This is a genomic window from Segatella oulorum F0390 (genome assembly GCF_000224615.1).
Lineage (GTDB): Bacteria > Bacteroidota > Bacteroidia > Bacteroidales > Bacteroidaceae > Prevotella > Prevotella oulorum.
The window spans coordinates 658,009-681,398 of the sequence record NZ_JH114215.1 but is presented as its reverse complement, the minus strand read 5'-3'; the positions used below and the strand labels follow the sequence as shown (position 1 = coordinate 681,398).

General features: G+C 45.7%; 14 protein-coding genes, 3 pseudogenes and 1 riboswitch. Of the genes and pseudogenes, 13 read left to right on the top strand and 4 right to left on the bottom strand.

Annotated elements, in window-relative coordinates:
- Positions 1-346 precede the first annotated feature (346 nt).
- A pseudogene (locus HMPREF9431_RS13740) lies at positions 347-444 on the bottom strand (IS982 family transposase); the annotation flags it as partial.
- 86 nt (positions 445-530) lie between these two features.
- Here HMPREF9431_RS13740 and HMPREF9431_RS02905 point away from each other — a divergent pair.
- From HMPREF9431_RS02905 to HMPREF9431_RS02885, 5 genes are all read left to right on the top strand, one after another.
- A complete protein-coding gene (locus HMPREF9431_RS02905) occupies positions 531-1,829 on the top strand; it encodes a DUF3078 domain-containing protein (RefSeq protein WP_004379599.1) in 1,299 nt (432 codons plus the stop codon).
- Positions 1,830-1,892: 63 nt separating this feature from the next.
- Positions 1,893-3,500, top strand: a complete 1,608-nt coding sequence (locus HMPREF9431_RS02900; RefSeq protein ID WP_004379597.1) for a CTP synthase — start codon at positions 1,893-1,895, stop codon at positions 3,498-3,500.
- Entirely contained in the window at positions 3,500-5,425 is a 1,926-nt protein-coding gene (yidC, locus tag HMPREF9431_RS02895) for a membrane protein insertase YidC (RefSeq protein WP_004379595.1), read from the top strand. The genes HMPREF9431_RS02900 and yidC overlap by 1 nt, the downstream gene beginning before the upstream one ends.
- A 131-nt stretch (positions 5,426-5,556) precedes the next feature.
- Positions 5,557-7,725, top strand: a complete 2,169-nt coding sequence (locus tag HMPREF9431_RS02890) for a S9 family peptidase (RefSeq protein ID WP_040560750.1) — start codon at positions 5,557-5,559, stop codon at positions 7,723-7,725.
- A gap of 19 nt (positions 7,726-7,744) precedes the next feature.
- Positions 7,745-9,112 carry an MFS transporter gene (locus HMPREF9431_RS02885; protein ID WP_004379590.1) on the top strand — a complete coding sequence of 456 codons (1,368 nt, stop codon included), beginning with the start codon at positions 7,745-7,747 and terminating at the stop codon, positions 9,110-9,112.
- A 679-nt stretch (positions 9,113-9,791) separates the two neighbouring features.
- On the opposite strand, the gene HMPREF9431_RS02880 is transcribed toward HMPREF9431_RS02885, so the two are convergent.
- Positions 9,792-10,637, bottom strand: a complete 846-nt coding sequence (locus HMPREF9431_RS02880) for a patatin-like phospholipase family protein (RefSeq protein WP_004379588.1) — start codon at positions 10,635-10,637, stop codon at positions 9,792-9,794.
- Positions 10,638-10,739: 102 nt separating this feature from the next.
- On the opposite strand from HMPREF9431_RS02880, the gene HMPREF9431_RS02875 reads away from it, so the two are divergent.
- The 7 genes and pseudogenes from HMPREF9431_RS02875 (at position 10,740) to HMPREF9431_RS13735 (ending at position 17,778) form a co-directional block, all read left to right on the top strand.
- A complete protein-coding gene (locus HMPREF9431_RS02875; RefSeq protein WP_004379587.1) occupies positions 10,740-12,149 on the top strand; it encodes an aminopeptidase P family protein in 1,410 nt (469 codons plus the stop codon).
- Positions 12,150-12,195: 46 nt separating this feature from the next.
- Positions 12,196-13,401, top strand: a complete 1,206-nt coding sequence (locus HMPREF9431_RS02870; RefSeq protein WP_004379586.1) for a C1 family peptidase — start codon at positions 12,196-12,198, stop codon at positions 13,399-13,401.
- Between the two features lie 121 nt (positions 13,402-13,522).
- Positions 13,523-14,062: pseudogene (locus HMPREF9431_RS13730) on the top strand (ATP-binding cassette domain-containing protein); the annotation flags it as partial.
- Positions 14,063-14,149: 87 nt separating this feature from the next.
- A complete protein-coding gene (locus HMPREF9431_RS13725) occupies positions 14,150-15,142 on the top strand; it encodes an ABC-F family ATP-binding cassette domain-containing protein (RefSeq protein ID WP_410529643.1) in 993 nt (330 codons plus the stop codon).
- Positions 15,143-15,278: 136 nt separating this feature from the next.
- Positions 15,279-15,857: a nucleotide exchange factor GrpE gene (locus tag HMPREF9431_RS02860; protein ID WP_004379584.1), complete on the top strand. Its 579-nt coding sequence runs from the start codon at positions 15,279-15,281 to the stop codon at positions 15,855-15,857.
- A gap of 14 nt (positions 15,858-15,871) precedes the next feature.
- Positions 15,872-17,020 (top strand): molecular chaperone DnaJ, encoded by a 1,149-nt coding sequence (gene dnaJ, locus HMPREF9431_RS02855; protein ID WP_004379583.1) that lies wholly within the window; start codon positions 15,872-15,874, stop codon positions 17,018-17,020.
- Positions 17,021-17,184: 164 nt separating this feature from the next.
- Positions 17,185-17,778 (top strand): annotated as a pseudogene (locus HMPREF9431_RS13735) (transposase).
- Between the two features lie 212 nt (positions 17,779-17,990).
- On the opposite strand, the gene HMPREF9431_RS02845 reads toward HMPREF9431_RS13735, so the two are convergent.
- Entirely contained in the window at positions 17,991-19,289 is a 1,299-nt protein-coding gene (locus HMPREF9431_RS02845) for an NCS2 family permease (RefSeq protein WP_004379582.1), read from the bottom strand.
- A gap of 96 nt (positions 19,290-19,385) precedes the next feature.
- A complete protein-coding gene (locus HMPREF9431_RS02840) occupies positions 19,386-20,855 on the bottom strand; it encodes an SLC13 family permease (protein ID WP_004379581.1) in 1,470 nt (489 codons plus the stop codon).
- Between the two features lie 290 nt (positions 20,856-21,145).
- Positions 21,146-21,332: riboswitch (cobalamin riboswitch) on the top strand.
- A 54-nt stretch (positions 21,333-21,386) separates the two neighbouring features.
- On the opposite strand from HMPREF9431_RS02840, the gene HMPREF9431_RS02835 reads away from it, so the two are divergent.
- Complete coding sequence (locus HMPREF9431_RS02835) at positions 21,387-23,387, top strand: TonB-dependent receptor (RefSeq protein ID WP_004379580.1); 2,001 nt, start codon at positions 21,387-21,389, stop codon at positions 23,385-23,387.
- Positions 23,388-23,390: the final 3 nt, after the last annotated feature.

Sequence of the window (23,390 nt, the reverse complement as noted above, 5' to 3'; positions counted from 1 at the left end):
ACAAAAACAAGAAAAGGTTGCCGGCGAGGTGCTCGCCGACGGACTAAATCGAAAAAGGTTGCCGGAAGAGGCTCCGCCGATAGACTAAAACAAGAAAAGGTTGCCGGAAGAGGCTCCGCCGATGGACTAAAACGAAAAAGGTCGCCGGAAGAGGCTCCGCCGATGGACTAATTCAAGAAAAGGTTGCCGGAAGAGCCTCCGCCGATGGACTAAAACAAGAAAAGGTCGCCGGAAGAGGCTCTGCCGATGGACAAAAGCAAGAAAAGGTTGCCGGAAGAGGCTCCGCCGATGGACTAAAACAAGAAAAGGTTGCCGGAAGAGGCTCTGCCGGCGGAATAGATAGCATACATATAAGAATTGTCATCATCTCACTTTCGGAAAGCCTCCCTTGCGATTTCTGTAATGTTTTCCATTGCCATTATGGGCGGGTAGGCGCAGGTTACGTATACCCTAATCCCATTTAAAACATGTATTTTACAAAATGGTTTCTTGTCTATTAGCTTTTTTTCATGTAACTTTGCGCACGAAATATGAATTCATTAAAAAAATTACTCGCAATTTCTTTGTTGTATGCGCTTCCTGGAGGAGTCTTTGCACAGCATACAACAGTTGTTTCTGACTATAGAAGCAGAACGTTTGTGGATCGCTATACAGATAGTTTGCGCATAGCACAGCAGGCGCTCGGAATGGATAATACAAGTTACAACGGTGACTCCACGAAATCATTCATTCCAAAAGCTAAATACGCACCTTTGTTTTTGCCAACTACTTATTATCAGAAGATTGGTGAACGGAGCATTGAAGCAAAAGACTTTTCACAAGATCTGGCGATAAATGCACTTGTTCGTGCATTGCTCTATGTATATTTATATCGCCCTGATTTAGTTCAGACAACCGATGAAAGTCTCCATAAGATTGGTCCTTCAAAAGGTATTGATAAACCACTTGTTGCCGCAGACAAACAATTACCCATAGAAAAGGTTTCAAAAATAGAAGAACCGACACTTGAAGCGCCTGATATCAAGGTTTACAAACCGAATTTTTGGACTTATCATGGCGATTTTTATCTACAATTTATCCAAAACTATGTTTCAGATAATTGGTATAAAGGCGGTGAAAGCAACTACAGTGCTGTTGGAGCTATCACATTAGGTGCCAATTATAATAACAAGCAAAAAGTGAAATGGGATAATAAGTTAGAGATGAAATTAGGTTTACAGACTTCCCAGACCGACAATTTGCATAAATTAAAAACAAGTGAAGACTTGTTGCGCTATACCGGAAAATTAGGCTTTCAAGCTACGAAAAAGTGGTATTATACCTTACAGCTCATAGCCAATACTCAATTCCTTCGTGGCTATAAAAATAATGACCCGTTTGTGTACAGTGCCTTTGCCAATCCGCTCAACGTAAATCTTTCTCTTGGTATGGACTATAATGTTGAGTGGTTTAATAAACGTTTGGTTGGTTCTGTTCACATGGCGCCTTTTGCCTATAACTTTAAATATGTAAGCCGTTTGTCATTAAGCGAACGTAATGGCTTGGATATAGGGCATCATACGTTGCATAGTTTAGGTTCAGAATGTACGGTTGACTTGCAATGGAACTTTAACGACATGGTGAAATGGCGGACGCGTCTTTATGGTTATACAACCTATCGGCGCAGTGAGATTGAGTGGGAAAACACATTCATATTGCAATTTAGCCGCTACCTCAGTAGTAACATCTTTATATATCCTCGCTTTGATGACGCAGGATTACGCGATCATAAATTTGGCTATTGGCAAATAAAAGAATATGCAAGCTTTGGTATAGCTTACTCGTTCTGATAATCGTTTCGTGTTTAAGAAGAGAAAATCATTTTGCAAATTAATTTAAAGTAATTATATAAAGTGGCTGACACAAAGTATATTTTCGTAACGGGTGGCGTTGTTTCTTCCTTAGGAAAAGGCATTATTAGCGCCTCAATAGGTAAACTTCTACAATCAAGGGGTTACAATATTACGATACAGAAGTTTGATCCCTATATCAATATCGACCCGGGAACACTCAACCCTTATGAACATGGTGAATGTTATGTGACGGTTGATGGAATGGAGACCGATTTAGATTTAGGACACTATGAACGATTTACGGGCATCCAAACTACAAAGGCCAATAGCATGACAACGGGGAGGATTTATAAATCGGTCATCGATAAAGAACGCAGAGGGGATTATTTAGGAAAGACCATTCAGGTTGTTCCACATATCACTGATGAGATTAAGCGCAACATTAAGCTCTTAGGACAGAAATATCACTATGATTTTGTCATCACAGAGATAGGTGGGACGATTGGAGATATTGAAAGTGCACCCTTCATGGAAGCTATTCGCCAGCTTAAATGGGAATTAGGTAAGCGGGCCGTTAATATCCATCTCACCTATGTTCCCTATTTGAAAGCAGCCGGAGAATTGAAGACAAAGCCCACCCAACACAGTGTAAAGGAATTGCAAAGCATAGGGATTCAGCCCGATATCCTCGTCTTACGAACCGAGAAGCACTTAAGCAATGATGTCAGAAAGAAGGTCGCTGCATTTTGTAACGTTGATTTAGACTGTGTTGTTCAATGCGAAGACCTACCTTCAATTTATGAAGTACCCATTGACATGCAACAGCAACGATTGGACGAGGCTATCCTAAGAAAGACGGGAGAACCTATTGGTGCGACACCGGAACTAGGTCCTTGGAGAGAATTTATCAATCGTCGTAAGAAGGCAAAAGACAGTGTCAACATTGGACTTGTTGGAAAATATGATTTGCAAGATGCTTACAAGAGCATTCGTGAAAGTCTCTCTCATGCTGGAACGTACAACGATTACAAGGTAAATATTAATTTTCTTAATTCAGAAGAGATAACCGAAGCCAACGTAGCAGAGAAGTTGGCGCACCAAGATGGGATTGTGATTTGCCCAGGATTCGGTCAGCGTGGTATTGAAGGAAAGATTATCGCAGCCCACTATACACGTACACACGATATTCCAACCTTTGGAATCTGTTTAGGCATGCAAATGATGGTAATAGAATTTGCACGCAATGTTTTAGGGTATGCTGATGCCAATAGTCGCGAGATGGACGAGAAGACACCTCATAATGTTATTGATATCATGGAAGAACAAAAGAACATTTCCAATATGGGTGGCACGATGAGGCTTGGTGCATACGAGTGTGTTCTGAAACAAGGCAGTCGCGTTTTTGACATCTATAAAAGGGAGAATATTCAAGAACGTCATAGACATCGTTATGAATTTAACAATGAATTTCAAACAGAATTTGAAAAACATGGCATGATGTGTGTGGGCAAGAACCCTGAGAGCGATTTGGTAGAGATAGTCGAAATACCTGGATTGAAATGGTATATAGGCACACAATACCACCCAGAATATCAATCAACCGTCTTGAAACCCCACCCCTTGTTCCTTGATTTTATTAAGAAAGCAATAGAAAATAAAAAGAAATAATGGATAAAAATAACATCATTGGATTTTTGCTAATAGCAGTAGTCCTCATAGGATTTAGTTGGTACAACCAACCTTCTGCAGAAGAACAGCGTGCGGCTTTCGTACAAGATTCTATAGCACAAGCAAAAAAAGAATTAGCAGCTAAACAGGCGGTTAATCTGAATAAGGTAGACTCTGCGAAGTTACGTGCTAACGCTGACACCACGTTATCTTTTCATCAAGCCATGAAAGGTATTGCACAAGATATCACATTAAAAAATAATAAGGTTGAGCTTACTTTGAGTTCAAAGGGCGCTATCGTAAAAAAGGCCGTGATAAAAGGCTATGTCGGACATGATTTGCACCATCAAAACCATACGGATGACAAAAATTATGTAACATTGTTTGACGCTACCAGTCAAAGTCTCAATTATAGTTTGGCCACGAAAGAGGCTAACATAAATACGGCCGACCTTTACTTTGAGCCTTCATCCTATAATGATTCAACCGTGACATTTACGGCTACATCTAAAGCAGGGCAAACCATCACCATGCAATATCGTTTAGGACGCGACTATTTATTACACATGAACTTCAGCGTTAAAGGCATGGATGGCAACTTTGCTCCTAATGCGCAAACACTATATGTTGATTGGAAAGACAGGATTTTTCAACAAGAGAAAGGGTTTTCGTTTGAGAATCGCTATGCCACACTCACCTATCATGCCACAAAAGGAGGTACGGATTATTTAAGCGAGGGCAAAGAAGAAGTTGACAAGGCTATTGAGGAACCTATTGACTGGGTAGCCTTTAAAAACCAGTTCTTCAGTGCAGTGATGATTGCTAAGAATGGATTCGAATCGAATGCATCCATGACATCAATCCCTGAAGAAAAAGGAACGGGGTATCTTAAGCAATATGGTGCAAAACTAAAAACAAAACTCGACCCATCAGGCCGCATTCCTTCAGAGTTTGAATTCTATTATGGGCCGAATGATTTCCGTATTCTACAACGTGTAGAGAAAGAAAGCACATTCGGCAAGGAATTACAATTACAACGTTTGGTTTATTTAGGCTGGCCTCTATTCCGCATCATCAACCGTTGGTTTACGCTTTATGTCTTCGACTTCTTGACAGGCTTAAATATCAATATGGGAATCGTTTTAATTCTCATTACGTTGCTATTAAAGCTCATCACTTACCCCATGGTGAAGAAAAGTTACATGAGCAGTGCAAAGATGCGTGTGCTGAAGCCGAAATTAGATGAGGCTACTAAGCAATTTGATAAGCCAGAGGATCAGATGCAAAAACAACAAGCCATGATGGCTGAGTATTCAAAATATGGAGTCAGCCCCCTATCGGGATGCCTGCCGATGCTCATTCAAATGCCCATTTGGATTGCAATGTTTAATTTTGTTCCCAATGCCATTCAATTGCGTGGTGAACACTTCTTGTGGATAAAAGATTTGAGCACCTATGACCCTATCTACGAGTGGGGACATCATATTTGGCTGATTGGCGACCATATTAGTTTGACTTGCATCTTGTTCTGTGTTGCCAATGTGCTTTATACAATCATGACCATGCGCCAGCAAAAGGATCAAATGGTTGGGCAGCAGGCAGAGCAAATGAAAATGATGCAATATATGATGTTTGCTATGCCCATCATGTTTTTCTTCATGTTCAACGATTACAGTGCCGGACTAAACTTCTATTATTTCATTAGTTTGTTCTTCAGTGCAGCCATCATGTGGGTACTTCGCAAGACAACAAACGACGAGAAGTTGCTCGCTATGCTTGAAAATCGTTACAAAGAAAACAAGAGCAATCCAAAGAAAATGACAGGCTTGGCCGCACGTTTGCAAGCCATTCAGGAAATGCAGCAAAAGCAATTAGAGGAAACGCGGCGCAAGCAAAATGAACTGAATAAAAAGAAAGAAAAGTAATTCATCATACATTGCAATAGATTCTATAAGAGATTGTGGAGAAATATGCACCACATTGCAACATATTATCGCATGAAAAGGTCTTAGCTTCCCAACTCTTGTAGCATCTATTGCTTTTTATCAACATCCCCATGAACAAAATTTTAAACTGGGTGCTTGCAGCAATCACACTGTCAACACCACTATCAATGAACGCAAAGATGAATCAGGCTGCAGCTACAGCACAGACACAACAACGCAATATGACCGCAGAAGACTTATGGCGTTTGGGGCGTATGGGTGCTTCGGCGACTTCACCCGATGGAAAATATGTTGTTTATCAAGTGTCCTACTATAGCGTTCCCAACAACAATAGCCGAACTAAATTGTTTATTCAGGAACTCAATGGGAAGAATAAACGGTTGCTCACGAAGGGTGACCAACGTGAAAGCGATGCTGCTTGGTTGGGAAATAAAATTGTTTTCCTACGCGGTGGCGAGATATGGTCAATGAATATAACAGGTGAACAGCGTCAGCAACTTTCTCACACCGACGGGAAAGTGGAAGGATTTGCTTTCTCGCCCGATGGGAAAAAAGTTGTTATGCTGCAAAGCCTTCCCTATCACGGTACGATTAAACAAACACCAACAGACCTCCCTAAGGCCACAGGCATGCTCATCACTGATATGAACTACCGCCATTGGGACCATTATGTCACCGAAATCATGCACCCATTTATTGCAGATGTTACGGGAAACAGCATCACAACCGGTACAGACATCATGGCTGGTGAGCCTTTTGAGGCCCCCGTTGCACCCTTTGGCGGCATAGAACAAATTGCTTGGAGCCCCGACTCTAAGTTTATTGCCTACACCAGCCGCAAGAAAGAGGGCGTACAATATGCCATCTCCACCGATACAGATATTTATTTGTACGAAGTAAGCTCGGGCAAAACCACCAACTTGTGCAAGCCCGAAGGCTATGTTGCTCCACAGGTTGATGCGACAAAATCGCTTAAACATCAGCAGGTCAACCAGCAGCAAGGCGATATGCAAGTGGGCTATGATACCAATCCCAAGTTTTCGCCCGATGGCAAATACATTGCTTGGCAGAGCATGGCGCATGATGGTTATGAGAGCGATTTGAATCGTTTGTGCATCATGGATTGCGCTACAGGCAAGAAACAATATATCGTCAATCAGCAGAATTTCGATAGCAATGTCGACGAATATGTTTGGGCTAACGACAGTAAGAGCCTTTATTTCTTGGGTTGCTGGCACGCTTGCGTCAATGCTTATCAAGTTTCGCTTAATGGGAGAGTGACCCAACTGAGTGACGGCTGGTTTGACATTGCCCGCCTGTCAACGATTGCCAACAGCAACAATTTGTTGGTGTCGCGCCATTCGATGCTGCAACCCGACGACTTATATTTGCTCTCTCCTGCCAAGGCCGAGAAGAAAAGCAAGCTCACGCAAATCACATTCGAGAATCAGGCGCTGTTAAGTCAGTTGGCCACCCCAAAATTGCAGCAGCGTTGGGTCAACACTACTGATGGTAAACAAGAGTTGGTTTGGATTATCTTGCCGCCCAACTTCGACGCCACGAAGAAATATCCCACTTTGCTCTTCTGTGAAGGTGGACCACAAAGCCCCGTGAGCCAGTTTTGGAGCTATCGTTGGAATTTCTTCCTCATGGCTTCAAAAGGCTATGTAATCGTTGCGCCCAATCGACGCGGCTTGCCTGGTTTTGGCCATGAATGGAACGAGGCTGTGAGCGGCGATTGGACGGGACAGTGTATGGACGACTATCTCAGTGCCATCGACGATGCGGCCAACAACCTGCCCTTTGTCGACAAAGAGCGTTTAGGTTGCGTTGGAGCCAGCTTTGGTGGTTTCTCGGTTTATTATCTTGCGGGGCACCACAACAAACGTTTCAAAGCATTCATTGCCCACGACGGCGCATTCAACCTCGAAAGCATGTACACCGACACAGAAGAGGTTTGGTTCTCCAACTGGGAGTATGACGATGCCTATTGGAATGCCGATGCCACAGAAGCGGCAAAGAAGACCTATGCCAACAGCCCCCACAAGTTTGTTGACAAGTGGGATACCCCCATCCTGATTATCCACGGCGAGAAAGACTATCGCATCAATGCCAACCAAGGTATGGGCGCATTTAACGCAGCACGTTTGCGCGGCATCCCAGCCGAAATGTTGCTCTTCCCCGATGAAAACCATTGGGTGTTAAAGCCTCAGAATGGCATTCTTTGGCAACGCACCTATTTCGATTGGTTGGACAGATGGCTAACCACAAACAAGTAAATCAAAACAACACAAAAATATGACAGAATTAATTCAAAAAAAGCTCAGCGACAGCACTGGCGCACGTTGGACAGCACTGCTCATCGTGGCCTTCACGATGATGATGGGTTACTTTATAACCGACGTCATGTCGCCGCTCGAGGTGTTGCTCGAAACGCCAAAAGCCCAGGGCGGCTTGGGCTGGACGGCCGGCGATTATGGCATTTTTGCCGGTAGCTATGGTTTCATCAACGTGTTCCTCTTAATGCTCTTCTTCGGCGGGATCATCCTCGATAAGATGGGCATCCGTTTCACAGGCATCATGGCTTGCAGCCTCATGGTTATTGGGGTGTTGATTAAATATGTCGGCGTTTCCGTCGATTTTGGCGATAGCCAGTTCACCCTTGGCACATTCGCTTTGCCCATGTCGGCCGCCGTGGCCTGCTTAGGCTTTGCCATTTTCGGAGTAGGATGCGAAATATGCGGCATCACCGTGTCCAAAGTCATCACCAAATGGTTCACCGGCCACGAGCTGGCATTGGCCATGGGCGTGCAAGTGGGCTTAGCCCGTTTGGGCACTTTTGCAGCCATGAGCTTCTCATTGCCCGTGGCACGCGCCTTTGGCAACCGCGTGAGCGCCCCCGTCTTATTGGGTGCCGTGCTGCTCATCGTGGGGCTTTTGGCGTTTATTGTCTACACCGTGATGGACAAAAAGCTCGACGCTTCGGCCGCTGCCATAGATGCCGAGACGCAGCACAACGCTGACGACGAAGGGTTCCACTTCGCCGATTTGAAGTTTATCTTCACCAACCCCGGATTCTGGTGCATTGCATTGCTCTGCCTGATGTTCTATGGAGGCGTGTTCCCCTTCTTGAAATTTGCAACCAAGCTCATGGTAGCCAACTATCATGTGCCCGCCCAGTTTGCAGGCACATTGCCTGGCCTGCTCCCCTTAGGCACCATTGCCCTCACGCCCATTTTCGGCATCATCTACGACAAAATCGGAAAAGGCGTAACCCTCATGCTCATCGGCAGCACCATGCTGGCTTTGGTTCACTGCATTTTCATGCTCCATCTGCTGCCCGTCGGTTGGTTTGCCGTGGTGATGATGATTATTTTGGGCGTAGCCTTTTCGCTGGTGCCCTCAGCCATGTGGCCCAGCGTGCCCAAAATCATTCCGCTAAAACTCTTAGGTTCGGCCTATGCCATCATCTTCTTCATTCAGAACATCGGTTTGAGCCTTTTCCCCGTGGCCATTGGCAAGCTCAACGAAGCCGACCCCACGTTTAGCCGCATGGAGATGCTGTTCATGAGCTGCGGCATCATGGCCATCCTGCTGGCGTTTGCCCTGCTGGCGTTTGACAAGAAGAAACACTACGGACTGCAAGAGGCCAACATCAAGAAATAAGTGTGCCATCGCACCGCACAACAAGCGGGAGTGTTCCAGCCGGAATGCTCCCGTTTTCGTTTTTGGTAGAACATCCCCGGGGGCTAACGCATTTTTCTTCTGAAACGGATTAGCCCCCCGGGGACTAACGTGTTTTTTCTCTGAAATGGATTAGATCCCCGGGGACTAACGTGTTTCTGTTAAAAAATTGATTAGTTCCCCGGGAACTAACGCGTTTTTGTTAATGAAACGAAAAGTTCCCCGGGGACTAATGTGCTTACGTTAATGAAATTGAAAAATCCCCCGGGAACTAATGCGTTTTTTCTTGGAAACAGATTAGATCCCCGGGAACTAATGCGTTTTTTCTTGAAAACAGATTAGAACCCCGGGAACTAGCGTGTTTTTTCTTTGAAACGGGTTAGATACGCTGTAACTAACATGTTTTTTCTCTGAAACGAATTAGATACGCTGTAACTAACGTATTTTTTCTCGGAAACGGATTAGATACGCTGTAACTAACATGTTTTTTCGCTGAAACGGATTAGATACGCTGTAACTAACGTGCTTTTTCGCTGAAACGGATTAAGATACGCTGTAACTAACATGTTTTTTCGCTGAAACGGATTAGATACGCTGTAACTAACATGTTTTTTCTTTGAGACGGATTAGATACACTGTAACTAACGTATTTTCCCGAACGTTACCCAAAATATTGCTGTGCGAAGGCTTCACCCAAATCGAAGCCCTCCTGATAAAGCCGTTCCAACTTCTCAACATCAATCTCCATGCGTCCTACTTCCAAGGGTCGAATAGGGCGGATGCAAACGATTTTGCCTTCGGCTTCCAACCGGTCTACCAATTCGATTTGCTGGTTATAAACCTCGTGCCGGCGACTCAAGGCTAAGCGCAAACGGGGATACTGACGGTAGACAAAGCGCGGTTGCTTGAGGTCGAGACTCGTGTCGCGCCAACCTTTATTGCGCGTGAGCACCACCACGTTGGTGGCGTGTCCTTGCGAAATGGCACGCGCCACGGGGATGCTGTCGACAATTCCTCCGTCGAGCATGGGAATGCCATCCACCGTCACAATGCTACTCACATAGGGCAGGCTGCTCGAGGCGCGCAGAATGTCGATGGCACGCTGGCGCGATTGTGTTTCGGTGAGATACATCGCACGCCCCGTGAGGCAGTTCGTTGTCACCACTTCGAATGTGTCGGCGTGTTGAAAATATTCGTCGAAATCTACGGGGATGAGCTGGTTGGGAAACTTGTTATAGAGCAAATCACGGTCGAAAATGCACCCCTGCTGAGCCAAATGGCGCAAACCGATGTAGTGGTAGCGCGACAGATAGTCGATGTTGGCAATGCGCGCACGTCGGGGTTGCCGGCTTACATAGCTCATGCCGTTGCACGCGCCTGCCGAAACGGCCACCACATAACGAAAATAAATGGCATGCTTCATCAAGGCATCGAGCACCCCACTTGTGAACACGCCACGCATGCCGCCACCTTCCAAAACTAATCCCGTTTGATGATTGATTTCCATCGCTAACTAATAAATTTATAGCTTTAAGCGTAATTTTATTGCAAAGATAGAACTTTTAGGCGAAAAATATATAACTTTGTAGCCAAATCAATGAAAACAAAAATGTTTGATACAGCTACTTACGTAAGACGACGCAATGAACTCAAGAAGCTCGTTAACGAAGGTGTCGTCATTTTTTTTGGCAACAATGAGTCGCCAGTTAATTTTCCCAATAACGGTTACTACCCTTTCCGTCAGGATTCGTCGTTCCTCTATTATTTCGGTTTGCAACGCGACGGACTGGTAGGCGTTATCGACATCGATAACAACCGCGACATCTTGATTGGAAACGATATCGACATTGAGGACATCGTGTGGTATGGCTCTGTTCAAAGCATGCACGATATGGCGCAACAATGCGGCGCCGATGAAACATTGCCCATGAAGCATCTGAAGCTCATCTGCAATGAAGCACTGCGCACGCACCGCAAGATTCATTTCCTCCCGCCCTATCGACACGATATTAAAATTCAGATTTTCGACCTCCTCGGAATTCATCCTACACAGCAGAAAGAGGACGCAAGCATGGATTTAATTCGGGCTGTGGTGAAAATGCGCTCGGTAAAAGAGCCTCAAGAAATTGAAGAGTTGGAACGCGCTGCTGTCATTGGCTACGAAATGCATACCACTGCCATGCGCCTGACGCGTCCTGGAGTAACCGAGAAATTTGTGGGCGGACAAGTTGATGGCATCGCAAACTCGTATGGAGCAATGGTGAGCTTCCCTACCATCTACACGCAACATGGTGAGATTTTGCACGGCAATCCATCAATGAATAAGCTCGAGGCCGGACGCTTAGCGCTCTGCGATGCGGGAGCTGAAACCATCAACAATTATTGTAGTGACAACACCCGCACGATGCCTGTTTCCGGAAAATTCTCACAGCGGCAGTTCGAAATCTATTCCATTGTGGAAGCTTGCCACGACTACACCTTAGAAGTGGCCAAGCCTGGCGTTCGCTATGCTGATGTTCACTTTGCCGTTTGTCGATTGATGTTCGACAGATTAAAGGAATTAGGTCTCACTAAAGGCGACACAGAAGCTGCCGTGCAAGCTGGTGCGCACGCGCTATTCATGCCACATGGTTTAGGCCACATGATGGGTATGGATGTGCACGATATGGAGAATTTAGACCAAATCAACGTGGGATTTGACGAGGAAACTCGCCCAAACCTCACGCAATTCGGTACGAATAATCTACGCATGGGTCGTCGTTTAGAAGAAGGTTTCGTTGTGACCGACGAACCCGGCATCTATTTCATTCCGGCCTTGATTGATGAATGGAAAGCCAAACAGCATTGTGCAGCCTTCCTAAACTTCGACAAGATCGAGAGCTATAAAGATTTTGGTGGCATCCGAATTGAAGACGATGTGCTCATCACGCTTCAAGGTTGCCGCTTTATCGGTGCACAGCGCATACCCTATCATCCAAAAGACGTTGAAGAGTTTATGGCCGCACATCGCGCAGAATAAACAACAAATAATTGCAATTTTAATATAAACATTATAATTCGAATAAATGAAAAAAGTTTTAGTTATGGCGCTTGCAGCACTTGTAGCTTTCGGTGCGCAGGCCCAAGAGAAGAAAGACAATAAAAAGAATGCCAACAAACCTGTCTTTACCACCATCAAAGAGAACAAAATTACAAGTGTTAAGAACCAAAGTCGCAGTGGCACCTGCTGGGACTATTCCACATTGAGCTTCTTAGAGGCTGAGATATTAAAGAAAACGGGCAAAACGTATGACCTCTGCGAGGCCTTTGTTGCAAATAAGACATATTTGGATCGTGCCATTCAGGTGGTACGTATGCATGGCGATGCACAATTCGCACAAGGCGGAAGTGCTTATGATCCCATCTATTGTTTAAAGCATTACGGCATGTGCCCAGAAGAAGCTATGCCACTTCCAGGCACACTCTATGGCGATTCTTTGAATAATTTCAATGAATTCTTCGCAGTCATGACACCCTACGTACAAGCTATCGCCAAAACAAAAAGCGACAAGCTTTCTCCGCAATGGAAGGTGGCGCTGCAAGGTATTTTAGACGCATATTTAGGTAAATGCCCCGATAGATTTACCTATCAAGGAAAGAGTTATACTCCACAAACCTTTGCACAAAGTTTGGAGATTAACCCTGATGATTATGTAAGCTTCACAAGCTACACGCACCATCCATTTTGGACTGCTTTCGCTGTTGAAGTGCAAGACAACTGGCGCAATCCACTCTCATGGAACCTTCCTCTCGATGATATGATGCGCATCATTGATAATGCCGTAATGAATGGCTACACCATTGCTTGGGGAGGTGATGTTTCAGAGCCCGGATTTACACGTGATGGATTAGCTTACTCTATCGATTCAAAAAAAGCACAAAGTTTAAGTGGTAGCGATATGGCGCATTGGTTGAAGCTGACACGTGCTGAAAAGAAAAATGTGCTTGACTCATTAGGTTGCACGGTACCCGAGGTAACGCCTACACAGAAATTACGCCAAGAACGTTTCGATAATTGGGAACTGACCGACGACCATGGCATGCTCATCTACGGTATCGCAAAAGATCAGAATGGAAAAGAGTATTATATGGTTAAAAACTCATGGGGTGAAGTTGGCGACTATAAAGGAATGTGGTATATGACCAAAAACTATATTGCGAATAACACCATGGACTTTATGGTTAATGTAAACGCCGTACCCAAAGATATTAGAAAGAAATTAGGCATATAATTTCTTTCGATGACAAAAGAAGACGAGACTTAGCTTCCCAAGGCTACGTCTCGTTTTTGTTTTCTGAATAATTTTGATTACCTTTGCAGCCAATTAATTCATTATTAAGATTATAAAGAAGATGATAACACTCACCAATCTTGCAATCCAATTTGGAAAGAGAGTACTATACAAAGATGTAAATATTAAATTCACCCGAGGCAACATCTATGGTGTCATTGGGGCTAATGGAGCGGGAAAGTCAACGCTACTTAAAGCTATTAGCGGTGAACTCGAGCCAAATCATGGGACGGTGGAGTTAGGACCCGGCGAGCGCCTTTCTGTCTTGGAACAGGATCACTTCAAATATGATGAGTTTAAAGTGCTTGACACTGTACTTATGGGTCATCAACCCCTTTGGGAAAACATGAAAGAGCGTGAACGTCTCTACAGTAAAGAAGAAATGACCGAAGAAGACGGTAACCGCGCTGCTGAATTAGAAGAAAAGTTCGCTGAGATGAATGGCTGGGAAGCTGAGAGTGAAGCCGCACAATTACTGCAAAATTTAGGTGTTGGGGAAGACTTACACCAAAAGATTGTGGGAGAATTAAGTAACACAGAGAAGGTGCGGGTCATGTTAGCCAAAGCCCTATTTGGAAAACCTGATAATTTGCTGCTTGATGAGCCTACCAACGACCTCGATTTAGACACCGTAGAATGGTTGGAAGATTATTTAGGGGAAATTGATGAGAACCAGACTGTACTCGTTGTGAGTCACGACCGTCACTTCCTTGATGCCGTTTCCACACAAACCATAGATATCGACTTTGGAAAAGTTACAGTGTTCGCAGGAAACTATTCGTTCTGGTATGAAAGTTCGCAATTAGCATTGCGTCAGGCACAAAATCAAAAGATGAAAGCCGAAGAGAAGAAGAAACAATTAGAAGAGTTTATTCGTCGTTTCTCGGCTAATGTGGCCAAGAGCAAGCAGACCACTTCACGCAAAAAGATGTTGGAGAAATTAAATGTGGAAGAAATCAAGCCTTCAAGTCGAAAATATCCGGGTATTATCTTCCAGATGGAACGTGAACCGGGCAATCAAATTCTCGAAGTTGAAGATTTGAAAGCTGTTGATGCAGATGGGGGCGTGCTCTTCGATCGTGTGAATTTCAATATTGAAAAAGGTCAAAAGGTTGTGTTTCTAAGCCACAACCCCAAAGCCATGACAGCGCTTTTTGAAATCATCAACAATAACCGAACACCTGACGCTGGCACATTCAAATGGGGAGTGACCATCACCACGGCCTATCTCCCACTTGACAATACGGCGTTTTTCAACTGCGATTTAAATCTCATCGATTGGCTCAGCCAATATGGCGTAGGTAACGAAGTGATGATGAAAGGCTATTTAGGACGTATGCTTTTTAGTGGCGAAGAAATCCTCAAAAAGGTTAACGTACTTTCTGGAGGTGAGAAAATGCGCTGTATGATTGCACGCATGCAACTACAAAATGCGAATTGTCTCATTTTAGACACTCCCACTAACCACTTAGACTTGGAGAGTATTCAGGCGTTTAACAACAACCTCACGCAATTCAAGGGCAATATCCTTTTCTCGAGTCACGACCATGAATTTATCGAAACCGTGGCCGATCGCATTATCGAACTTACACCCAATGGCACAATCGATAAGCTCATGCCCTACGACGAATATATTCATGACGAAGGAATCAAAGCACAACGTACAAAAATGTATCAATAAAGAATTAATTGTACGCCATGCAAATTGTGCAGCAATCAACCAATGGATGTACGCCTTGTACATCCATTTTGTCTACAATGCTTTGGCATGCCATTTGCATTGATGCACAAAATAACAAATAAATAAAACAAACAATATGACAGACTTTGGAAACCTCTCAAAAGAAGCCGCAAACAAGGCGAAAGCAGAGGATAAACAACAGACAGAAAAGACTGACAAGTCGTCAGCTTCAACTGACAAACATGACGAAAGGGAGAAAGAAGATAAGTTAAGTCCTTTAGAGCAATTGCAGCAAGAGAACGAAAAACTTAAGGATCAATTGCTGCGCACGATTGCCGAATTTGATAATTTCCGCAAACGCACAACAAAAGAGAAGTCCGATTTAATTTTAAATGGCGGTAAGAAAACGGTCACGGCCATCCTGCCTGTGCTCGACGATTTCGAACGTGCTTTGGAAGACGGCAGTACCGACGTTGAAGCTGTAAAAGCCGGCATGCAAATGATATTCAACAAGTTTATCAAAACCTTAGAAGGCATGGGGGTGAAAAAAATCGACACCCAAAAGGCTGACTTCAACACCGACTATCACGAAGCTGTCGCTATGGTTCCCGGCATGGGTGATGAAAACAAAGGTAAGGTGATTGATTGTGTGCAAACAGGCTACACGATGAACGACGAGGTTATTCGGCATGCCAAAGTAGCCGTTGGACAATAAAAGTTAGACACATTATGGCAGAAAAACGAGATTACTACGAGGTACTGGGCGTTGCGCGTACAGCAACGGACGAAGAGATTAAATTGGCCTACCGCAAAATAGCTATCAAGTATCATCCGGACCGCAATCCCGGCAACAAGGACGCAGAAGAAAAATTTAAAGAGGCTGCCGAGGCCTATGATGTGTTGCGCGACCAACAAAAGCGCCAGCAATACGACCAATTTGGCTTTGCAGGTGCACAAGCCGGCGGCTTCGGCGGTAGCGGAATGGATATGGACGACATCTTCTCTGCTTTTGGCGACATCTTTGGGGGACATGCAGGATTTGGCGGCTTTGCCAATGGACAACATCAACGCCCGCAATATCGTGGCAACGACCTCCGCCTCAAGGTAACCCTCTCTCTTCAAGAAGTGCTCACAGGCGTCACAAAGAAATTCAAAGTGCGCAAGGACATCACTTGCAGCCATTGTCATGGCTCTGGTGCCGAGGCCGGAAGTGGAAGCGAGACATGTCCCACTTGTGGTGGGCGCGGAGCGGTAGTTCGCACCGTACGCACCATGTTGGGCATGATGCAAACGCAGACCGAATGTCCTGAATGCCATGGTGAAGGTACCATCATCAAGAACAAATGTAAGGAATGTGGCGGTACGGGCGTTGTCAAAGGCGAAGAAGTGGTTGAGATCAAAATCCCCGCAGGCGTTGCCGAGGGTATGATCGTCAACGTTCCGGGAAAGGGCAATGCAGGCATGCACAATGGTATTCCGGGCAACATCCAAGTGCTCATCGAGGAACAGCCCAACGACACCTTCGTGCGCGATGGGCAAGATGTCATTTATAACCTGTTGCTCGATTTCCCCATGGCAGCCTTAGGCGGAGAAGCTGAAATCCCAACCATTGACGGAGGCAAAGTGAAAATTAAGATTGAGCCCGGCACACAGCCCGGAAAAACGTTGCGTCTGCGGCACAAAGGACTGCCCGCCGTACAGGGTTATGGCAACGAAATGGGCGACTTGGTGGTGAACCTCAGCGTTTATGTTCCCAAGACGCTCGACAAAGCCGAGAAGCAGGTCATTGAGAAACTGAAGGACAGCGACAATTTCAAGGGAGATAGTGAGACGAAACGAACCATTTTCGAACGCTTTAAGAATTATTTCACCGCCTAACGCAAGTTCGGAGGTAAGCAGGAAAGAGCGCATGCTGACAAACAAGCTTGCGCTCTTTTCTTATGGCGAATTTCGGTAGTGTCTAAAAAAGTGTGTAACCATAATTCTTATCTTTGCATTAAGTAATAAAAAACAACAAGAATATGGAACTTACACAAGGATAAATTTCGGAAATTATTTCGAATTACACAGTAGCAGTGAAGGTTTTGTCACACTTCAATCGTTGATTATGAATTCTTTGATGGCCACGAGCGTGACTTATTCGTCAAAGCGAATAAGAATGAGCAATGCAATGGCTTTCGTCCTCGTCGTTGGTATTGTAAGGGCTATACGTTTGTCTTGCGCATTCCACGTAGCCGTAGCGGTAATATAAAGACAAACCCATAGTTAATCAAGAACTCAATGAAGTATTCACCTTGGAGAACAAAGAGCGCAAATCTTTGCAAGGTTACGAACATTTTATTACTTTTGTGAACCAATGGGAAAAGAAATACCCCGTGTTACGCAAATATAAAGCCCAATGTAATATTGCTTATTTCACCTATATGGACTTCCCTGTAGAAGTACAGAGATGCATTTATACGACGAATTGGATTGAGCGGCTCAACAGAAAGTATAAAAGAACCATTAAGATGAGAGCTGCAATGCCGTCAAGTCAATCGGTTTTATTTCTATTGGCATCTGTTGCAATGGAAGAAACACAGACTACATATCGAAGAAAAGTCTATCAATGGAGATGCTGGAAAGAGAGTAAATAATTTTGAACAAAATGGAAGATATAGGAAATTATGGTTACACACTTTTTTAGACACTGCCCTGAAATGGAGTGGCCTGTGAAGGTCACTCCATTCGCTTTTTGTGCACTTTTGCCCAGGAGGTGCTCAGCACTTTAGTTGGCTTCCAACTTTGCTTTCTGTCTTCTCCCACTTATGTTTTGGCTTCGTGTTTCCTTTCGTCGGCACGTGCACCCCTACGCCATGACGAAATTCAGGATAAACAGGATGGCCAGGATGAGGAGCGTGATGTTGAGCCGCTTGTATTGTGCGGTGCAGAGCTTCAAGATGACATAGCACAGGATGCCGAGATAAATACCATCGGCAATCGAATAGCAAAGCACCATCGTAATCATGGTGATGAACGCGGGGAAGGCCTCGCTCACCTCGCCTAAATCGAGCTGTTTCACACTGTCGAGCATCAACACACCCACCATCACTAAGGCGCCGCTGGTGGCTGCGCCGGGAATGAGCATGAAGAGGGGTGAGAGGAATAGGGCGATGAGAAACAGCATGCCCACGAAGGCCGATGTGAGGCCGCTTTTGCCACCTTCGGCAATGCCCGATGCACTTTCAACATAGGTGGTGAGGGTGCTCGAACCGAGGAAAGCGCCGCAAGTGGTTCCGATGGCATCGCTCATCATGGCTTCTTTCATTTTGGGAATGGTGCCGTCGGCTTTCACAATGCCTGTTTTATAGGCCAGCCCCACGAGCGTGCCCACGGTGTCGAAGATGTTGACCATCAGGAGCGACACAACCACCATGGCGGTTTTGAGGGTGAAGAGACTCGAGAAATCGAATTGACAAAAGATGGGGCTGATGGATTGGGGCATGCCTATGGGTGACCAGCCTGTGGGAATCTGCGTCACGCCCAATGGAATGCCGACCAAGGTGGTGAGGATGATGCTCAGAAAAAGGGCGCCCTTCACTTTGCGTGCCATGAGCACGCCACTCAACACAATGCCGATGACGCCCACGATGGCCGTCGGTGTGAATTTGCCTAAACTCACGTAGGTGGCAGTGTTGGGCACGATGATTTCGGCATTCTTTAGTCCGATGAAGGCAATAAACATGCCGATGCCGGCCGAGATGGCGTAGCGCAGGTTTTGCGGAATGGCGTTGAGAATGTGTTCGCGCACGTTGAGGAAGGTGATGAGCAGAAAAATAAGTCCTTCGGCCAGCATGATGGCTAATGCCTCGCGCCACGAATAGCCCATGGTTTGGCACAGCGTGAAGGCGAAAAAGGCGTTGAGTCCCATGCTGGGCGCTTGGGCAAAAGGCAGTTTGGCCATCACCGCCAAGAGCAGCGTAGCAATGGCCGAAGCGATAGCTGTGGCCGTGAAGAGGGCGCCTTTATCCATGCCGGTGGTGCTGAGAATCGAAGGATTGACGGCCAGAATGTAGCACATCGTGAGGAAAGTGGTGGCACCGGCGATGAGCTCGGTACGCAGATTCATTGACTTGGCATCGAAGCCTAAAACTTTTTGTAAGAACATGTGGATAGAATTTGTGAATGAAAAGCAGTGTGATATTTTTATATTGAAAAAATGTGGGGCGCACAAGCTGTGCGCCCCTCTTGCTTTGAGCGTGGGTTATAAAACTCCCAACTTGCCCATGATGATTAACGATCCTATGCCTAAAACCAATGTGACAACCCCTGTCACGATGCCCACTTTGAGCATTTCGTTCTGCTTCACAAGACCTGTGGAGAAAGCGATAGCATTTGGGGGTGTGCTGATGGGCAGACACATGGCGGCACTGGCTGCGATGGCGATGCCGATGAGCACGGTCGAGGTGCCGCCGATAGCACCTAACGCACCGCCCATTCCTTTGCAAACGACGGCTAAGATGGGCACTAAGAGTGCGGCTGTGGCGGTGTTCGAGATGAAGTTGCTCAGCACGAAACAGATGATGCAGGCGATAATCAGAATCACAAATGGGTTCCAGCTTGCAAATGGAATGCTCTTGATGGCATTCTCGGCCAGCCCGGTTTCGTTCATGGCATTGCCTAAAGCAAATCCACCGGCTACCATCCAAATGACCGACCAATCGATTTCTTGCAAATCTTTGGCATTAATCACGCCCGTGAAGGCAAACACAGCAATGGGCAGCATGGCCACGGTGTTGGCATTCACGCCAAACCAATCCTTACCTTTCACCCACAAGAAGATGGTCAGGATGAAAGTCACAGCTACCACGATGGTGCGCCAGTTATGTGACACGTGCCCATTGATCTCTAATTGAATTGTCTTTTGCGTGAAAGGGAAGAAATGAAGAATGACGCGCCATGCGATAATGAGCAACACAAGTACCAGCGGCACCATGACCATCATCCATTCAGGGAAGGAGATACCGAGGTTCAGGCCTGCCGGGTCGTTGAGATATTTCAATGCAAACACATTGGGAGGCGTACCGATCGGCGTACCCATACCGCCAAGATTAGCGCCTACAGGAATTGCCATGGTCAATGCAATGCGACCTTTTCCACTGGCCGGCAACGCCTTGAAAACGGGTGTGAGGAAGGTGAGCATCATGGCTGCTGTGGCCGTGTTGGAGATGAACATCGAAAAGATGCCTGTGATGAGCAAAAAGCCCAAGAGCACACGCTCGCTCCGTTCGCCAAAAGGCTTGATGAGCGTGCGTGCCATCAACACGTCTAAGCCGCTTTTCGTGGCTGCTATGGCCAACACAAATCCACCAAGGAAGAGGATGATGGTGGGATCGGCAAAGCAAGCCATCACACCCACGTGATCGAGCATCTTGCCATACTGGTCTTCTGTGCCTTGGAAATAGCTGAACGACGAATCGCTCACACAAAAGAGCATCACAAAGATGATGGTGATAGAAGTGGCCCACGCCGGGATGGCTTCGGTTATCCACAGCAGAATCGCCATCACGAAAATGGCGATTACACGTTGTTGGACGACGGTGAGCCCCTCGATTCCAAAGAAGTGAGCGGGTAGGTTCCACACGATTACAGTTAAAAGGGCTGTAATCGCAAACATCAGAAATTTTCTCACATGAAAATCTCCAGACAAAACTGATTTGATTGAATCTTGCATATCAAAGTTTTTATGGGTTAACACTGCTGTTTAAATCGTAGGCAAATGTACTATATTTTTATGATACGAGCAAAACTTTGCATTCTTTTTCGTGGTTGCCCTATTCTTTTTTGAAGTGACCCTATAATAAAGGAAGTGAAGATGTGCGGAATGTCCTTTTCCGCAAGAGCGGGTGTCGTTCTCCTGTATACAACTTGTTCGGCGCAGAACGCATGGTGATTGTATGCGGAAATGTGGCTTGCCGCATCATAAAAATGTATTTTGGGTATTGTTTTCTTCAGCTTTTGTTGTAACTTTGCGCTCGCAATTGGTTCACAACCGAGTTTTGATTAAAAGGGAATAAGGTGAGAGTCCTTAACAGTCCCGCTGCTGTAATCGGTATTGTTGAAGAAGCGTATGCCACTGACATTGAGGGTCGGGAAGGTGTTTCTTCGAAAGCCGAAAAGTCAGAAGACCTGCCATTGCCTGTGAAGTACTTGCTTGTTTCGAGGAAAGCAACGTAAGTCGTTTTTAAAAAAGATTGTAAAAGCGATGCATAAACGCATAGGAATGCTGGCTGTACTGTGGGCTATGAGCTATTTCTGTAGCTTGGCTGCTGCGCCTATGATAACTACCGACACCCTTGTCGCTAAAGAGTTGCAGGGTGTTGAGATTGTTGAAACGCCGCGTACCCGAGAAATTCAAAGCAATGTGCCTCTGCGTATTTGGAATAGCAGCGATTTGTTGCAGCGTGGGGTTACAGATCTTTCGGATGTGTTGCAACGTATGCCGGGCACCAATTTGCGTGATTATGGTGGTGCAGGCAGCATGAAGACATTAGGTGTACGCGGATTCGGGGCAGCGCACACAGGTGTGAAGTTCAACGGTGTGATGCTCAATGAGAGTCAAACGGGTGCTGTCGATTTGTCGCGCTACACGCTGAATAATGTGGGTGCGTTGCAATTATCGGTGGGCGATGATCAAGATGTTTTAGTCTCGGCTCGACAGCTTGCATCGGTAGCCGTACTCTCAATCGAAACCTTGCGTGCCACATTTGACAATCAGCAACCGCATCTATCAACGCAGTTGCGATTTGGTTCGTTTGGCTTGATCAATCCCTTTCTCCGCTATGAGCAGGCACTCAATCAGCAATTTGCACTTTCAGCCTCGGGTGAATATACCTATTATGAGGGCAACTATCCTTTTTTGTTGCGTAATGGAATTTTTATAACGCACGAACGTCGCACACATAATCGAATGAACGAGGGACGAGGACAATTTGATTTCGCTTGGAAAGTGGGGCAGAATGGTCGGCTAAATGGTACACTTTTCTATCATAATAGCTATAAATTGTTGCCTGGAATGGTACACTTTTATTCAGCATTGAGTGGTGAGAAGTTGCACGAAGGAAATGCCTTTGCACAGTTGCAATGGCAGCAAAGTTCGGATGATGGCCGGTGGCGCGTGCGCATGCAAGGTAAATGGAATTGGTTTGCCACCCACTATCGTGACGAGTTAGCCACGGGAAACGTGCACGATGCCGATTACAATCAGCGTGAGGCTTATATTTCTGGAGCAGTGAGCTATCAGGTGGCAACGCAAGTGTTTGTGAGCTATGCTGCCGATTATTTTTTCAATAACCTCAGCGGTAGTCTCGATACCGATGTCCGTCCCTATAGACATAGTCTGTTACAGAGCCTAACAGGGAAATATATGCTACCGCGCTTCACCGCCATAGCACGTTTGTTGTTATCTGTCTATGATAATGGTGCGCGCCGAGGCACTGCGAGCAAAGATGCACAAAAATTGTCGCCATCGGTGTCGTTGTCATGGCAAGTGTTGCCTGCAGAGCAGTTCTATCTGCGGGCGGCCTATAAAAACATCTTCCGCATGCCCACGTTCAACGAAAACTATTTCTATCATTTCGGCAGTCCCATGCTGAAGCCTGAAACGACGCAGCAATACACTTTGGGACTCACCTGGCAGCACCAGTTGACGCGTATGTGGCAAGCTTTATTTACACTTGATGGTTACATGAATCGTGTGACCAATCAAATCGTGGCGGTACCCTACAATATGTTTGTTTGGACCAACATTAATCTTGGCAAAGTGAACTCAAGTGGCTTGGAGCTCACCACGCAGCAAACACTTTCGCTTACACCTCGGCAACAATTTATGTTCTATGCAAGCTATAGTTTTCAACATACAGTGGACCGTACGGATGTAACGACCGATTCCTACAACAAGCAAATTGCCTATATTCCCAAACACACGACAGCGGCATCGCTCACTTGGCGCAATCCGTGGGTCAATCTGTCGGTCAACACCACCGGCATGAGCCGACGCTGGGCCACGCATGCACATTATGATGGAACGGATTTAAATGGCTTTTGGAATGTGGAGTTTTCGGTACATCGCACCTTTCCTCTGCACAAGGCTGTGCTTATGGTGCGCGGCGATGTAAAAAACCTGTTCGGACAGCAATATGAGTTTGTGGCCAACTATCCCATGCCCCGCATCAACTATCAATTCACAATGAATTATCAATTTTAATAT